This is a genomic window from Corynebacterium sp. ACRPH, assembly GCF_022347285.1.
Lineage (GTDB): Bacteria > Actinomycetota > Actinomycetes > Mycobacteriales > Mycobacteriaceae > Corynebacterium.
This window is the reverse complement of the sequence record NZ_JAKRND010000006.1, coordinates 77,713-93,579: the sequence shown is the minus strand read 5'-3', so window position 1 is coordinate 93,579 and position 15,867 is coordinate 77,713. Positions and strand designations below refer to the sequence as shown.

Genomic DNA, 15,867 nt, shown 5'->3' with positions numbered 1-15,867 from the left:
TTCGAAAAGTCTCCGACGCGGCGCAGCTAACCAGTGGCCAGGTAGCTGAAGTGGTCAGCCTGCGGGGCGTTAGACGTAACTAGACGCGCTCGCGAGCCTTCTTAGCGGCAGCCACCAGAACCTCCAGGGAGGCAGTGGTCTCTTCCCAGCCACGGGTCTTCAGGCCACAGTCCGGGTTAACCCACAGCAAGGAGGGATCCACGGAATCCAGGGCGGCGGACAGCAGGTCATCGACCTCCTGCTGCTTCGGCACGCGCGGGGAGTGAATGTCCCACACGCCCGGGCCAACGCCCAGCTCGTAGCCCTCGTCCTTCAGCGCAGCCAGAACCTGCATGCCGTTGCGGGCGGCCTCGATGGAGGTCACGTCGGCGTCCAGGTTGGAGACCGTGTCGATCAGCTCGTTGAACTCGGAGTAGCACATGTGGGTGTGGATCTGCACCTTGTTCTCCGCGCCGGAGGTAGCCAGGCGGAAGGAGCCAACGGCCCACTTCAGGTAGTCCGGCTGCTGCTCCTTGCGCAGCGGCAGCAGCTCGCGGATGGCGGGCTCGTCCACCTGCACCACGCGGGCGCCAGCGGCGATCAGGTCGTCGATCTCGTCGCGCAGAGCCAGCGCAACCTGGTCGGCGGTCTCGCCCAGCGGCTGATCGTCACGCACGAAGGACCAAGCCAGCATGGTCACCGGGCCGGTCAGCATGCCCTTGACCGGCTTGTCGGTCAGGTCGGCTGCAACCTTGTACCAGTCGACGGTCATGGCGTGCGGGCGGGAAACGTCACCGAAGATGATCGGCGGACGCACGCAGCGGGAGCCGTAGGACTGCACCCAAGCGTGCTCGGTGGACAGGTAGCCGTCCAGCTGCTCGGAAAAGTACTGCACCATGTCGTTACGCTCCGGCTCGCCGTGCACCAGCACGTCCAGGCCCAGCTCTTCCTGGCGCTTGATAACGTCCGCGACCTCGTCCTTCATCGCCTGGGTGTAGGCTGCGTCGTCGATCTCGCCCTTGCGGTGCTTCGCACGCGCCTGGCGGATCTCCGTCGTCTGCGGGAAGGAGCCGATGGTGGTGGTCGGCAGCGGCGGCAGGTTCAGCTCTGCCTTCTGTGCCTCGCGGCGGGCCTCGATGGAGTCGCGGCGACGGTCGGCGTCGGTCACGGCATCCTGGCGCTCGCGCACGGCGGCGTTGTGGGTCAGGGTGGAGTTCTTGCGGTCCTCGATGGCCTCACGGGTCTCGGCGAACAGCTGCTTGTCGGCCTCGGTCTGCTCGCCGCGCAGGGTGCGGGACAGGGCAGCGACCTCGCGGATCTTCTCGGAGCCGAAGGCCAGCCACTTCTTCACCTCGGCGTTCAGGTTCTGCTCGCGCTGCAGGGAGTAAGGCACGTGCAGCAGGGAGCAGCTCGTGGAGACGGCAACCGGGCCGCGCTCCTTCAGACCCTGCAGGGTCTTCAGCGCTGCGTCCAAGTCGGTGCGCCAGACGTTGTGGCCATCCACAACACCAGCAGCCAGCAGCTCCTTGCCGGTCCAGGCAGGCAGTTCGGCGGCAGCAGCGCCACCGGTGACCAGGTCCACGCCGAAGGCAGCCACACCGGAGCCGCTCAGCAGCTCGATGGCTGCGTTGCCGTCGCCGAAGTAGGTCTGGATAAGGAGGTTGACGCCCTCATCGCCAGCGCCCGCAGCCTCAACCAGCTTCTCGTAGCCAGCGCGGGTGCGCTTCAGCAGATCCTCGTTGGCGGCTGCATCAGCGTAAGCGAAGTCGGTGACCAGGATCGGCTCGTCGAACTGTACCCACTTCACGCCGCGGTCCGCGATGCGCTTGAGTAGGCGGGAGTAGGCGTCAAAAATTTCCTCGAGGTGAGCGAAGGCATCAGAACCATCGACGGTGCGGGACAGTGCCAGGTACGTCAGCGGGCCAACCAGCACGGGGCGAACGGCCTCGCCTGCGCGGGTGACCTGGTCGCGGATGTCCTCGAGAAATGCGGAATCGTCCAGCTCTACGCGGGAGTCCTTGGCCAGCTCCGGGACGATGTAGTGGTAGTTAGTGTCGAACCACTTCGTCATTGCGGAGGCCGGCAGCTCCTTGGTGCCGCGGGCGGCGGCGAAGTAGCGGTCGATGAAGCGCGGCAGGCCGTCGTTGTCGTGATCCGCGATGTCGGCGACGCGCTCGGGCAGCAGGCCCAGCAGGGCGGTGGTGTCCAGCACTGCGTCGTAGAAGGAGCGGCCAGAGAAGGCTGCGGAATCCAGGCCAGCGGCCAGCAGCTCGTCGGTGTAGTTGTTGACCAGGCGAGTTGCGGTGGTAGCCAGGTTGCGGCCGGTGGAGCTATCGCGCCAGTAGCCCTCGAGAGCCTTCTTTAGCTCGCGGTCGGGTCCGATGCGCGGCACCCCGGCGACGGTTGCGTTGAAAGTCATTGTCTTTCCTGTCTTCCTTTTCCTATCGACCCCGCCGGGCGGGGCTGTGTCTAGCTGTAAAGCTGTATGGAATTCTTGCCAGTGCGGTTCCCGCGCGGGTGCGCCTTTCCCGGGGCTCCAGAAGGCGCACACAAGTGGCGAGGCATTGCCTTCGCCGGTGCGTGGGTCGCTTGCTCAACCATTTAAGAATAGACAGCTTAGTCTGTCAACTAGGTCACTTAGATCGGGGTTCCAGAACCCCCGCCCCCCGTATCCGAAAACCCACCGAGCCGCCCCGCCGAAAGCCCTGCGATTTGTGCATCGGGTCCGCAGGCTGTAAGCATTTAACCAACATCAAAACCACTGGCCACGCGGGGTGATGCGCGGGTGGAACGTCGAGGTGACATAGACGTTGCGCCCAGCCCGCGCCGGCCGGTGCGAAAGCTAGCGAAAATTGAGGTTCCACCCCATGCGCCCCCTGTCACAAAAAGCCACTTATGTACTGCTCGGTCTAGCCGCGATCATCATCGTCGCCACCTGGCTGACCCTCGTCATCTGGCAACCCAGCGACTCCAACTACGAGTCCCTCGCGGACTCCAAGAGTTCCACCATCGCCCTGGTCGGCTTCGTCGTCCCTGCCATCCTCGCGCTGATCGCCGTGATCCCGCGCCTGCCCGTGCGCACCCTCGCGCTGTTGCCGGTTGCCCTGGCTATCAACGTGATCCTCGGCCACATCATCGGCAACATGGGCCTGCCCCTGCCGCTGTACCTGGATTCCATCGGCACCGTGCTGGTCGGTGCCCTGGCCGGCCCGTGGGCGGGCTTAGTCACCGGCGTGCTGTCCGCCCTGGTGTGGGGCACGTTCAACCCGACCGTCGTGGGGTTCGCTGCGGCCTACGCCTTCGTCGGCGTCTGCGCCGGCCTGCTGGGCAAGTGGTGGACGGGTGCGTATTGGAGAATCGGCTTGTCCGCGTTGCTCATTGGCTTCCTGACGGCTCTGCTCTCCGCGCCGATCGCCTCCTTCATCTTCGGCGGCACTGCAGGCACGGGCACGGGTCTGTTGGTCACTGCTTACCGGACGTTGGGCTTCGAGCCGATGACGGCCGTCTTCCTGCAGTCCTGGACCTCCGACCCGCTCGATAAGCTGATCGTGTTCACCATCATTTACCTGGTCATCCGCGCCCTGCCGCAGCGCACGCTCCGCACCTTCGCGCCGGCGGGCAAGGATGGCAACACTGCTGCCGACAACACCGCTGCAGCAGACAAGGCCGCATGAACCCACTGACCTACCTCACCCTCGCCGCCAGCGGGGTGATCTTCGTCCTCGTCGCCGATAGCCTCGCCGTGAGCGCTATCGCGTGGGGTCTCTGCGCCCTTGTGGCTCTTTTCTTCTCGACGCCCCGTCGTCCCTTCCTGGCAGCCAATCTCTTAGGCCTACCGGCCTTCATCGGATTTGGTCTGATGTACGCCCCCTTCGGCCAGGAGCCCGGCTGGTGGATCATCACCCGCGACGGCCTGCAGGTCGCTCTCTCCCTGGGTAGCCGTTTCCTGGCCGCTACCACCATCGGCCTGACCATCGGCAGCTTCGTAAACCTCGACCAGCTGATGCGCACCGTCCAGCCGCGCCTGCCCGCCAAGCTGGTGTACGTCGTCGGCGCGACGGCCCGGCTGCTGCCGCTGGCCCGCGCCCGCTGGCTGACAATCCAACAGGTCCGCGCCTCCCGCGGCGTGGACGTTTCCACCTTGGGGGCGAAGTGCCGCATGATCCTGCCGCTGATCGTCGGCATGGTGGACGATGCTGCCACCCGCGCCCGCCCGCTGCAGCGCACAGGCATCGGCGAGCTCGGTCCGCGTACCGTACTGCGTCCCGTCCCGGATACGGGCCTGGACTGGGCCGTGCGCCTGCTGGCCATCGCCGCCCTGGTGGTGGGATGCTGGTGGGCAGTGCACTAGCTGGGCTATGGGCACCAGTAAACGCAAGCACTAGCGAACGACCAGAAAGATCCCGCGCGAACAATGCCTTTGAGTACCTTCATTTGGGGAGATAGTGGCGTCGGACTATCCGAACATGCCTGGGCGCACGCAGAAAAGACGGGCGCGGCATGGGTTGGCAACGAGGCCAGCGCGCACATCTCCCTGCTGCGCAACACGGTCGCCGAAGAGCTCGCGTTCCCCATGGAGCAACGCGGGGTGCCGCGCGCCGAGATGCAGCAGCGCGTGGAGGCCGCCCTGCGACTGTGGGGGTTGGACGGCCAGGCCGAGCAGAATCCCGCCACCCTGTCCACCGGCCAGACCCGCCGCGTGGCCATCGCCGCCGCGCTGCTGGCCCGTCCCGAAGCGCTGGTGCTCGACTGCCCCCTCGATGGCCTGGACGCCGCCGCCGTCGACACCCTGCGCCGCACCATCGCGGACTTTCCGGGACCCGTCACCGTTTACGATCGTGCGGGTTCGCCCTTAAGTGATGACGCCCCCTCGCACCAGCGCCTGCTGGCCGACGGCACCCTGACCGATTCCCCCGCGCCGAAACCCGCAGCCGAGTCGGTGGCCCCGGAGATCACCGAGCAGGGGAGCACCCGGACGGCCCTGCTGGCGCGGGATGTGGTTTTCCGCCGGGGTGGCGTCGGACCCATAAACCTGGAGGTCCCTGCAGGTCGGGTGGTGCACCTGGCCGGGCCGAACGGGTGCGGCAAGACGACCCTGTTCCTGGGCGCGCTGGGGTTGCTGAAGTATCGGGGGACGCTGCGCGCGGAGGGGCTGAAGGGGTGGGCGCCCACGCAGATGGATCAGGCGGTGACCTGCCGTACCGTGGCCGAGGAGCTGGCCGTGGGAGCGGGCGAGGAGCTGGCCGCAGCGGCCATTGACTTCGCCAGGTTGGGCAAGTGGGCGCACACCCATCCGCTGGACGTGCCGGCGGCGAAGCGGCGGATCGTACTGGTCGCGGCGGCGATGGTGCGCGGCGCGGATCTGGTGATGCTGGACGAGCCGACCGTGGGGCTGGACGTGCTGGGCTACCGCGAGCTGGCGGAGCTGATGCACCGCTACGCGGATGGAGAATATGCGCGGTTGATCGGGCGGGGCGGCTCTGGCGCGCCGGGCGAGCCTGGTGGCGCGGGCGCGCCGGGCAGGCAGGGCGCGCGGCACACGCAAAGCGCGCCGACGGTGCTGTGGACCTGCCACGACGCGCGCTTTGCGTCGCAGGTCAGCGATCTGCGGATTGATATGGCGGGCTAGCCCCGCCGGGCGCGGCGAACTAGTCCGAGATCTCGATCGAGTCGCCGTTACGCTCGACCTTCTTTGCCGGAACCATCGGGTCGCGGGAGGGGCCTTCCAGCACATCGCCGGTGGCGACGTCGAACTTGGACATGTGCTTCGGGCAGACCGCCACGGTTACGTCTCCGGACTTCTCAATGGAGTTGATGGTGCCACCAGCGTGCGGGCAAGAGGTGGAAAACGCCTTGTACTCGTCCTCGCCGGGGCGGGAGAGCACCCAGCCGTCCAGAATCGTCGCGCCGCCGACCTCCAGATCCGCGGCATCGGCCTTCGCCACAACTTCCTCGCTGGCGCAGGCAGCCAGCAGGGCACCGGAAGCGGTGGCTGCGGTGGCTACGGCTACGCCGTGCAGGAACGAGCGGCGGGAACAGGGCAGGGAGCTATGGCGCTGGGGATTCGGCTGCATTGCACTCATAAAACCGATCATTCCATCAGGCCGCACGGGCTACAAGCTCGCGCGCGGCGAGGCTGGGCGGGGCTGGCATGCGGGATGGGCGGGGCTGGCAGCGTAAATATGTGGGCATAAGTAAGGTGAAAGACTATGTACATTCCCGAGGCAATTGGTACTCCACTGACTCCCTCCTCCCTCAAGGTCCTCCTGCTCGGAGCCAGCGAGTTGGGGCGGGAGCTCGCCATCGCCCTGCAACGCCTGGGCGTGGAGGTGCATGCCGCGGACCGCTACGTCGGCGCACCCGCGCACCTCGTGGCCAACAAGGCTCACGTGCTGGACATCCACGACGGGGATGCCATCCGCCAGCTGGTCCGCGAGGTCAGCCCGCAGCTCGTCGTGCCGGATTCGGAGACGATCCCCGCCGACGTGCTGCAGGAGATCGAGGCCAATGAAGTGGCTTCCGTCGTGCCGACCGCCCTGGCCAACCGCCTGACCATGAACCGCGAAGGCATCCGCACCTTCGCCCACGACAAGCTGGGCCTGCCTAACAGCACCTTCCGCTTCGCCTCCACCGCCGACGAACTCGCCCGCGCCGCCGAGGAAATCGGCTACCCGTGCGTGGTCAAGCCCGTCATGAGTAGCTCCGGCGCAGGCCAAAGCTACGTCGGAGGAGTCGACGAACTGGAGGCCGCTTGGAACGCAGCCCTCAAGCACTCCCGCACCAACGTCCAGCGCGTCATGGTCGAGCAGTACATCCCCTTCGACTACGAAGTCACCATCCTGGCCGTACGCTCCATCGACCCCGCCACCGACCGGGAGGCCACCTGGTTCTGCGAGCCCATCGGCCACCGTCAGGACCGCGGCGACTACGTGGAGTCCTGGCAGCCCGCGCACATGTCCGAGGATGCTCTGGACACCGCCCGCAGCATCGCCGCCCGCATCGCCACCGCCCTGGGAGGCCGCGGAGTGTACGGCGTGGAACTGTTCGTCAAGGGCGACGACGTCTACTTCTCCGAGGTCAGCCCCCGCCCGCACGATACTGGCATGGTCACCCTCGGCACCCAGCGGTTCTCTGAATTCGACCTGCACGCACGCGCGATCCTTGGGCTGCCGATCGATACCACGCTGATCTCCCCGGGAGCCTCCGCCGTTATCCGCTGCGAGGATAAATACGACGGCGATATTGAATACGCGGGCGTCAATAAGGCAATGGCAGTGGAAGAAACCAACGTCTACCTATTCGGCAAGCCCCGGGCACTCGCGCGGCGGCGAATGGGAGTGGCAGTGGCCACCGCCGAGGACACGGACCAGGCCCGACAGCGCGCCGAAGAGGCCGCCGGGTACATCGAGGTGCGGCCGACGGTTTTCGCAGAAGACGGGCAGTAGCCCTAAAATCCGAGGTATGGGACATAGCGCAACCGACCTCAACGAAACCCGAATCCTGCTGTACTACTGCTTCACCCCGATCGACGACCCGACCGCGGTGATGCTGTGGCAGCGTGCGCTATGCGAACAGCTGGAGCTGAAGGGGCGCATCCTCATCAGCAAGCACGGCATCAACGGCACCGTCGGCGGCTCGCTGGCCAGCTGCAAGCAGTACGTGCGCCGTACCCGCGAATTCCCCGGCTTCAAGAAGATGGAATTCAAGTGGTCCGCGGGCTCGGCGGACGACTTCCCGCGCCTGTCCGTGAAGGTGCGTGACGAGATCGTGGCCTTCGGCGCCCCGGACGAGCTGAAGGTGGACGAAAACGGCGTGATCGGCGGCGGCGTGCACCTGAAGCCGGAGGAAGTGAACAAGCTGGTAGAGGAGCGCGGCGACGAGGTTGTCTTCTTCGACGGGCGCAACGCCATGGAGGCGGAGATCGGCAAGTTCAAAAACGCCATCGTGCCGGATGTGCGCACCACCCACGACTTCATCGGGGAGATCGAATCCGGCAAGTACGACGACCTGAAAGACAAGCCGGTGGTCACGTACTGCACGGGCGGCATTCGCTGTGAAATCTTGAGCTCGCTGATGAAGAACCGCGGGTTCGAGGAGGTCTACCAGATCGACGGCGGCATCGTCCGCTACGGCGAAAGGTACGGGGACAAGGGGCTTTGGGAGGGTTCCTTGTATGTTTTCGACGGGCGCATGCACATGGAGTTTAGTGATGACGCCGCTACGCTGGGCCGCTGCCGGGCGTGTGGGCACGCGACCAACGACTTCCACAACTGCGTGAACGAGCAGTGCCGCGAGCAGATCCTGCTGTGCGAGGAGTGCGCCGCTGACCCGGAGAGTGCCACGTGCGGGCGCAAGGAGTGCGCCGAGGTCGCAGCGGAGATGGCGAGCTAGAGCTCCAGCTCCATGGTGACGTGGGGGATGCCCTCCTCGTCGAAAGGCTCGCCGACCGGCTGGAAGCCGAACTTCGCGTAGAAGTCCTGCGCCTGCTCCTGGGAGTTCAGGGAAACACGGGCGACCTGGGTGGTCGGGTCAAGCGCGGCGGCGCGACCCTTGCAGACCTCCAAGGCCTGCTCCATGATCTGGGTGGCGATGCCACGCCCGCGCACGTCCTTAGCCACACACATGCGGCCGATGTGCTGATCCTCCGGCTTGCCGTACACGCGCGCAGTGCCGACCAGACGCAGGGGAGAGCCCGGATCCGGCTGGCCGAAGGGATACTCCGGGCCGCTGCCTGGGTGAATGTAGGCCAGCACGTGGTGGGTGTTCGGATGCGGGTCGATGTCATCGATCTCCGCGAAGGGAGTCTGCTGCTCGTGGACGAACACGTCCACGCGCAGCTTGTACAACGGGTGCAGCTGCTGGGCGGGCATCGCTAGCAGCGCGCGCCCGGTGAAGTGAACATCCGGGAACTCGGCGGCGCCAGAGGCTGAGCTGGCGGCGGGGGAGGGGGTGTTGGCCACAGTCTTCGGTGTCCTTGCCTAGTGTCTTTGCAGAGAGTCCGTACTTAGACGTTCTTGCCCTGGGAGTGGTGCAGCATCTCGTCCCACTCGCGCACCTTCTTGCGCTCGCGGCCCTCGGCCTCGCCGAGCTCGCGCTCGTGCTTATCCAGGCTGTACCAGCCCTCCCATGTGGTGTGGGCGATGCCCTTCTCCTCGAGGAAAGCCTCGACGGCCTCCAGATCCGGCTTCTTCGGGTTAAAGCCGATGCCGTTGGCGGCATCCTCCAGCAGGTTGGCGACGGCCTCGTTGGCGTCACCCTTCGTGTTGCCGATCAGGCCGACCGGGCCGCGGCGGACCCAGCCGGTGGTGTACACACCGGACAGGCGCTCGCGCTTCTCGGCCTCCGGGTCAGCGGAACCCGGAACGCCCGCGATGCCATCGGCGGTCGGCCCCTCGGTCAGCACGCGGCCACCGACGTTCGGCAGCACGTTCTGACGCTCATCCCATGGCAGGCCCGGCTGCTCGTCGGACTTGTAGCCCACGGCGCGGTAGACCGCGCCGACCGGCCACTCGGTGAGCTTGCCGGTGCCAGAGACAGAGCCATCGCCGTTGAGCTCGGTTCGTTCGGTGACGAATGCGGTCACGCGGCCTTCGGCGTCAGTTTTAACCTCAACCGGGGACTCAAAGAAGTGGATGTACAGCTTGTGAGGAGCACCCTTCGGGTCGGCGATGGCGTACTGCTCCAGGCGGGTGCAGACCATGTCCTGAATCTTGGACGCGCGGCGGGCCTCCTCGGAACCCTCGTCGTACTGGATGTCCTCCGGGTCGATAACGATCTCGATCGTGTCGGAATCGTTGAGCTCCTTCAGCTCCAGCGGGGTGAACTTAGCCTGCGCGGGGCCACGGCGACCGAAGACGTGGATCTCCTTGGCCTGGTTCTCCTTCAGGGAGTCGTAAACGTTGTCCGGGATCTCGGTGACCTTCAGCTCCTCGCCGGTCTTGGCCAGCACGCGGGCGACGTCCAGGCCGACGTTGCCTACGCCGACGACGGCGACGGAGTCCGCGGACAGATCCCACTTGTCCTCGAAGTACGGGTTGGCATCGTAGAAGCCGACGAACTCGCCGGCGCCGATGGTGTGCTCGCCGCCGGGGATGTTCAGCGGGCGGTCGTCGGTAGCGCCCGTGGCGTAGATAACCGCATCGTAGAACTGCTTGAGCTCGTCAACGGTGACGTCCTTGCCGACGTTAATGTTGCCGAACAGGCGGATCTCGGGCTTGTCCATCACTTTGTGGAGGGACTTGATGATGCCCTTAATGCGCGGGTGGTCGGGGGCAACTCCGTAGCGGATCAGGCCGAAGGGGGCCGGCATGCGCTCGTAAATGTCGACGCTGACGTCGGCCTCAGACTTCGTCAGCGCGTCGGAGGCGTAGATGCCTGCCGGGCCGGAGCCGATGACTGCAATGCGAAGTGGGCGATTTTCGGGCATGTCAGGTGCAAATCCTTCTTGTTCGGGTTGTATTTCGGTTATTGGGTAAACCGCGGTGTTGAGCTCGCGCGGTGCGTTTTGTTGCTGCTCCGCGTGAACCGCATGAAGCGTTCGAGCTGCTCATGAATTTACACATTCTAATGTAGCGAAAATCCACGCAGGGTCGCTAAATCGGGTCACTGCGGGTAACTCCCCGAACTATAGACAACTCTGTCTAGAAAAATCAACATTTCGCTTGAATTTGTGTCGGATCCCATCTAGGCTGAACCGGACAATGTAGACAGACAGATCAGTCTAGATGGAATTTGAGGCACCATGACCACCGGAACGACCACCGGCACCACCGGACCGACCGCTGAAAATAAGCCAGCGCGCCCACGTCGCAAGAAGCAGCGCAAGCCCCAGGGGCAGTGGGCTGTGGACGGCCGCGAGCCGCTCAACGACGACGAGCGGGTCAAGCAGGAAGACCCCGGAATCAGCGTGATGCAGCGCATCCGCGACATCTACTCCAAGGAGGGCTTCGACTCGATCCCCGCGGAGGACCTCGCCCCGCGCTTCAAGTGGGTCGGCATGTACACCCAGCGCAAGCAGGGGCTCGACGGCGAAAAGACCTCGACCCTGACCAATGCGGAACTGCAGGACAACTACTTCATGATGCGCATCCGTCTGGACGGCGGTGTGGTCAGCTCCGCCGGTCTGCGCACCATTGGCGAGATCTCTGAGAAGTACGCGCGCAACACCGCCGACTTCACCGACCGCCAGAACGTGCAGCTGCACTGGATCCGCATCGAAGACGTCCCGACCATCTGGGACGAGCTGGCGAAGGTCGGCCTGGATTCCTTCTTTGGCTGTGGCGACGTGCCGCGCGTGATCCTCGGTTCCCCGGTCGCAGGCATCGCCAAGGATGAAATCATCGACGGCCGCCCGGCTATCGAGAAGATCAAGAAGGAGTTGCTGCCCGACCCCGAGTTTGGAAACCTGCCGCGCAAGTTCAAGTCCGCGATCTCCGGCCACGCCCGTCAGGACGTCACCCACGAGATCCAGGACCTCGCCTTCATTGGCTCCGAGCACCCGGAGCACGGTCCCGGCTTCGACGTCTGGGTCGGCGGTGGCCTGTCCACTAATCCGATGCTCGCCCAGCGCCTGGGCATTTGGGTGCCGATCGACGAGGTGCCGGAGGTCTGGGCCGGTGTGGTCCGCATCTTCCGCGACTACGGCTACCGCCGCATGCGCAACCGCGCCCGCCTGAAGTTCCTGGTAGCCGACTGGGGTGTGGAGAAGTTCCGCGAGGTTCTGGAAAACGAGTACCTCAAGCGCCCGCTGCTGGATGGCTCCGAGCCGGAGGAGTACCCGGGCTACCGCGACCACGTCGGCCTGCACGAGCAGAAGGATGGCCGCTTCTACCTGGGCGTAAAGCCCACCGTCGGCCACACCGACGGCAAGCAGCTGCAGCAGCTGGCCGATCTCGCGGAAAAGCACGGCACTACCAACATCCGCACCACCCCGGATAAGGAGCTTCTGTTCCTGGACCTGGAGCGCGAGGCCGCGGAGGCCCTCGCTGCGGACCTGGAGGAGCTCGGTCTTTCCGCCAAGCCTTCGGCCTTCCGCCGCGACATCATCTCCTGCACCGGCTTGGAGTTCTGCAAGCTCGCGCACGTCGTCACCAAGCAGCGTGCCATCGCGCTGGTGGACGAGCTGGAGGATCGCCTGGGCGACCTCGACGTGCCGCTGAAGATCAGCCTCAATGGCTGCCCGAACTCCTGTGCGCGCACCCAGGTGGCGGATATCGGTCTGTCCGGCAAGATCCTCACCACCGACGAGGGGGAGCGCGTGGAGGGCTTCCAGGTGCACCTCGGCGGAACCATCGGCCTGGAGCCGCACTTCGGCAAGAAGGTGCGCGGAAATCAGGTCTACTCCAAGGATCTGGGCGACTATGTGGTGCGCGTGGTGGAGAACTTCAAGTCCCACCGCACCGAGGGCGAGGAGTTCCGCGATTGGGTTGTCCGCGCCGACGACGAACTGCTGGTGTAGCCGATGAGTGTTCCGGATAAAGACTCTCTGCCGAGCGTGAACGAGCAGGTCGGCGGCCGTGTGGGGCACCCGAATGCCCGCCGCGCGACGGTGAACAACTGCCCCTACTGCATGTCCCAGAACCTGTTCCCGGATGTGGAGACCGACAACGCCTGGCAGTGCCGGGAGTGTATGCGGGTTTTCTCCGTCAAGTTCCACGGACAGCTGTTGTAACTGACCTTTTATTGACGCCCCTTCGCCCCCACCCCTTAAGGGGCCATTCGTGGCCTTTGGGTGGTTCGCGACGGTGGGGGCGTCACAAAGAATCTTGAACCCGGTTGTAGGAATGGACAGATTGGTCTATTGTGGTGAAAGCCATAACAGACCGATCGGTCTGTCTAGGGAATAGCCAAGAGTTTCCCCGAGTTCTTGAGAAGCACACTTCGACAAATCAACCATCAACCCCCGAGAAGAGGAGCTCATGAGCCTGGTAGATGCGACCGGCCTGCTCGGCGGGAATTCGGATGACTTCCGAGACCCAGCCGAGAGTCCGCAGGGCGCGCCAACCAAGACCACGCCGCTGAGCGACGAGGAGCGAGCAGCCAACGAGCAGCTCGTCGCCGAGTGGAACGACAAGCTAGAGGGCGCCAGTGCCGAAGAGATCATGGAATGGGTAGCCGAGCACGTACCTGGCAAGGTTGCCGTGACCATGTCCATGCAGGACACCGTGCTGGCTGAGCTGGCAGAAGGCCGCCTGGAGGAAGACCGCGCGGAGCTGGTCTTCCTGGACACCGGCTACCACTTCGCCGAAACGCTCGAGACCCGCGACAAGGTCCAGCAGCGCTACAACCTGCCGCTGGAAAACATCACTCCGGTCCTTGGTCGCGAAGAGCAGGACAAGGTCTACGGCCCGCGCCTGTACTCCCGCGACAACACCGCCTGCTGCCGTATGCGCAAGGTCGAGCCGCTGGCGCGGATGCTGAACCCCTTCAACGCCTGGATCACCGGTGTGCGTCGCGTGGATAACGCCCTGCGCGCCAACACCCCGGTGCTGGACGTGGACCGCACCGGCCGGCTGAAGATCAACCCCATCGTCGCCTGGAGCGACGAGGACGTGGAGGCGTACATCAACGACCACGACCTGATCATCAACCCCCTGACCAAGCAGGGTTACCCGTCGATCGGCTGCGAAACCTGCACCCTGCCGGTTGCCGAAGGACAGGACCCCCGATCCGGCCGCTGGGCCGGCTCCAACAAGACAGAATGCGGACTTCACACATGAGCAATGAAAACACCACCGCCCTCTCGCCGCACCTGGCGAGCCTCGAGGCGGAAGCAATCGAGATCCTGCGCGAAGTAGCAGGCCAGTTCGACCGCCCCGCGCTGCTGTTTTCCGGCGGCAAGGATTCCGTCGTGGTCCTGGAGCTAGCGAAGCGCGCCTTCCACCCCGCACCGGTTCCCTTCGAGCTGGTGCACGTGGATACCGGCCACAACTTCCCGGAGGTCATCCAGTTCCGCGACAAGATCGCCGCGGACCCGAAGGTGACCCTGCACGTCGCTGCCGTCCAGGACTGGATCGACAGCGGTGCTATCCAGGAACGCCCGGACGGCACCCGCAACCCGCTGCAGACCGTGCCGCTGGTGGAGACCATTCAGCACCGCGGCTACGACGCGGTGCTGGGCGGCGCCCGCCGCGACGAGGAGAAGGCCCGCGCCAAGGAACGCGTGTTCTCCGTGCGCGATAGCTTCGGCGGCTGGAACCCGCGCCGCCAGCGCCCCGAGCTGTGGGGCCTGTACAACGGCCGCCACCAAGTGGGCGAGAACATCCGCGTGTTCCCGATCTCCAACTGGACCGAGGCCGACGTGTGGGACTACATCCGCGACCGCAACGTCGAGGTCCCGGCGATTTACTACTCCCACCAGCGCGAGGTATTCAACCGCAACGGCATGTGGCTGACCCCGGGCGAGTGGGGTGGCCCGAAGGAGGGTGAGGAGCTGGTCGAGAAGACCGTGCGCTACCGCACCGTCGGCGACATGAGCTGCACCGGCGCCGTCCTTTCCACCGCCACGACCATCGAGGACGTGATCGACGAAATCCGCCAGTCCACCACCACCGAGCGCGGCGCCACCCGTGCCGACGACAAGCTCAGTGAGTCCTCCATGGAGGATCGCAAGAAGGAAGGTTACTTCTGATGTCCACCAACCTGCCGACCCTCCGCCTGTGCACCGCCGGCTCCGTCGACGACGGCAAGTCCACCTTTGTGGGCCGCCTGCTGCACGATACGAAGTCCATCCTGGCCGACCAGTACGAGTCCGTAGAGCGCGTCTCCAACGCCAAGGGCCTGGAGAACCCGGACCTGTCGCTGCTGGTCGATGGCCTGCGCGCCGAGCGCGAACAGGGCATCACCATCGATGTGGCCTACCGTTACTTCGCCACCGACAAGCGCAGCTTCATCCTGGCCGACACCCCGGGGCACGTGCAGTACACGCGCAACACCGTCACGGGCCTGTCCACCTCGGAGCTCGTCATTGTTCTGGTTGACGCCCGCAACGGCGTGATCGAGCAGACCCGTCGCCACCTGACCGTGGCTGCGATGATGAAGATCTCCCACGTTATCGTGGCCGTCAACAAGATCGACGCGGTAGATTTCAGCGAGCAGGTCTTCAACGATGTGAAGGCCGACGTGGATGCGCTGGTCTCTGAGCTGGGCCTGGCGCATGTCGACGGGATCCCGACCTCCGCGCTGCTAGGCGACAATGTCGTCGAGCGCAGCCAGAACACTCCCTGGTACACGGGCCCGTCCGTGCTGGAGATCCTGGAGACCACCGAGCCGGCGAAGAACATCGCCGATGTAGAGCGCGGCCTGCGCTTCCCGATCCAGATCGTCATCCGCGACCACGCCACCGACTACCGCGGCTATGCAGGCCGCATCACCGCGGGCAAGGTATCCGTCGGCGATAAGGTGCTGGCCGATGGCCGCGAGGCGATCATCGAGGGCATCGACGGCCCGGCAGGGGAGCAGCAGACCGCCACCCGCGGCGAGTCCGTCTCCCTGCGCCTGGACCGCGACATCGACCTGTCCCGCGGGGACATCATCGCCGCCCCGGACCTGCCGGAGCCGCAGCAGTCTTTCACTGCGACGGTCTTCCACCTTTCCGAGACCCCGGTGCGCCTGCGCAGCAATGTGCTGGTGCGTTACGGCACCGCGCTGGTGCGCGGTCGGGTGGACGAGGTTATCCGTCGCGTGGACATCTCCGGCCAGAACCGCAGCGAGGAGGAAATTGCCCACGGTAGCGCCGACGAGCTGGCTCTCAACGACATCGCGGAGGTGCGCGTGACGGTGGCCGAGCCGCTGCCCGTAGAAACCTACCGCCGTGGTGGTCGCGTTGGTTCGCTGCTGCTGATCAACCCCGGTAGTGGCGACACCCTGACCGCAGGTCTGGTGAACTAA

General features: G+C 65.3%; 14 protein-coding genes. 10 read left to right on the top strand and 4 right to left on the bottom strand.

Annotation, left to right across the window (positions count from 1 at the left end):
• Positions 1–79: 79 nt before the first annotated feature.
• Positions 80–2,398 carry a 5-methyltetrahydropteroyltriglutamate--homocysteine S-methyltransferase gene (gene metE, locus MHX66_RS04700; RefSeq protein WP_239200650.1) on the bottom strand — a complete coding sequence of 773 codons (2,319 nt, stop codon included), beginning with the start codon at positions 2,396–2,398 and terminating at the stop codon, positions 80–82.
• Between the two features lie 448 nt (positions 2,399–2,846).
• Here metE and MHX66_RS04695 point away from each other — a divergent pair, with 448 nt between their 5' ends.
• The 3 genes from MHX66_RS04695 (at position 2,847) to MHX66_RS04685 (ending at position 5,608) form a co-directional block, all read left to right on the top strand.
• On the top strand, positions 2,847–3,653 hold the full coding sequence (locus tag MHX66_RS04695; protein ID WP_239200648.1) for an ECF transporter S component: 807 nt from the start codon (positions 2,847–2,849) through the stop codon (positions 3,651–3,653).
• Positions 3,650–4,330, top strand: coding sequence for an energy-coupling factor transporter transmembrane protein EcfT (locus MHX66_RS04690; RefSeq protein ID WP_239200638.1), 681 nt, complete (start codon positions 3,650–3,652; stop codon positions 4,328–4,330). The genes MHX66_RS04695 and MHX66_RS04690 overlap by 4 nt, the downstream gene beginning before the upstream one ends.
• A 63-nt stretch (positions 4,331–4,393) precedes the next feature.
• Entirely contained in the window at positions 4,394–5,608 is a 1,215-nt protein-coding gene (locus tag MHX66_RS04685; protein WP_239200636.1) for an ATP-binding cassette domain-containing protein, read from the top strand.
• Between the two features lie 19 nt (positions 5,609–5,627).
• Here MHX66_RS04685 and MHX66_RS04680 read toward each other — a convergent pair whose 3' ends face one another.
• Positions 5,628–6,062, bottom strand: coding sequence for a Rieske (2Fe-2S) protein (locus tag MHX66_RS04680; RefSeq protein ID WP_239200634.1), 435 nt, complete (start codon positions 6,060–6,062; stop codon positions 5,628–5,630).
• Positions 6,063–6,188: 126 nt separating this feature from the next.
• Here MHX66_RS04680 and purT point away from each other — a divergent pair, with 126 nt between their 5' ends.
• Together purT and MHX66_RS04670 are read left to right on the top strand one after the other, a co-directional pair.
• Positions 6,189–7,424 carry a formate-dependent phosphoribosylglycinamide formyltransferase gene (gene purT / locus MHX66_RS04675; RefSeq protein ID WP_239200632.1) on the top strand — a complete coding sequence of 412 codons (1,236 nt, stop codon included), beginning with the start codon at positions 6,189–6,191 and terminating at the stop codon, positions 7,422–7,424.
• A gap of 16 nt (positions 7,425–7,440) precedes the next feature.
• Entirely contained in the window at positions 7,441–8,370 is a 930-nt protein-coding gene (locus tag MHX66_RS04670) for a rhodanese-related sulfurtransferase (protein WP_239200630.1), read from the top strand.
• Here the strand turns inward: MHX66_RS04670 and MHX66_RS04665 are convergent.
• Positions 8,367–8,939, bottom strand: a complete 573-nt coding sequence (locus MHX66_RS04665; protein WP_239200628.1) for a GNAT family N-acetyltransferase — start codon at positions 8,937–8,939, stop codon at positions 8,367–8,369. The two genes, MHX66_RS04670 and MHX66_RS04665, sit on opposite strands and share 4 nt — an antisense overlap.
• A 44-nt stretch (positions 8,940–8,983) precedes the next feature.
• The gene (locus tag MHX66_RS04660) at positions 8,984–10,405 is read right to left on the bottom strand and encodes an FAD-dependent oxidoreductase (RefSeq protein WP_239200626.1); all 1,422 of its coding nucleotides are present in this window, start codon (positions 10,403–10,405) and stop codon (positions 8,984–8,986) included.
• A 315-nt stretch (positions 10,406–10,720) separates the two neighbouring features.
• Between MHX66_RS04660 and MHX66_RS04655 the strand changes: the two genes are divergently transcribed.
• The 5 genes from MHX66_RS04655 (at position 10,721) to MHX66_RS04635 (ending at position 15,867) form a co-directional block, all read left to right on the top strand.
• Positions 10,721–12,436: a nitrite/sulfite reductase gene (locus MHX66_RS04655; protein ID WP_239200624.1), complete on the top strand. Its 1,716-nt coding sequence runs from the start codon at positions 10,721–10,723 to the stop codon at positions 12,434–12,436.
• A 3-nt stretch (positions 12,437–12,439) separates the two neighbouring features.
• Positions 12,440–12,649, top strand: coding sequence for a hypothetical protein (locus MHX66_RS04650; RefSeq protein WP_239200622.1), 210 nt, complete (start codon positions 12,440–12,442; stop codon positions 12,647–12,649).
• A 247-nt stretch (positions 12,650–12,896) separates the two neighbouring features.
• Positions 12,897–13,697 carry a phosphoadenylyl-sulfate reductase gene (locus MHX66_RS04645; RefSeq protein ID WP_239200620.1) on the top strand — a complete coding sequence of 267 codons (801 nt, stop codon included), beginning with the start codon at positions 12,897–12,899 and terminating at the stop codon, positions 13,695–13,697.
• Positions 13,694–14,608: a sulfate adenylyltransferase subunit CysD gene (gene cysD, locus MHX66_RS04640; protein ID WP_239200618.1), complete on the top strand. Its 915-nt coding sequence runs from the start codon at positions 13,694–13,696 to the stop codon at positions 14,606–14,608. The genes MHX66_RS04645 and cysD overlap by 4 nt, the downstream gene beginning before the upstream one ends.
• Entirely contained in the window at positions 14,608–15,867 is a 1,260-nt protein-coding gene (locus MHX66_RS04635; protein WP_239200616.1) for a sulfate adenylyltransferase subunit 1, read from the top strand. Before cysD ends, MHX66_RS04635 begins: the two co-directional genes overlap by 1 nt.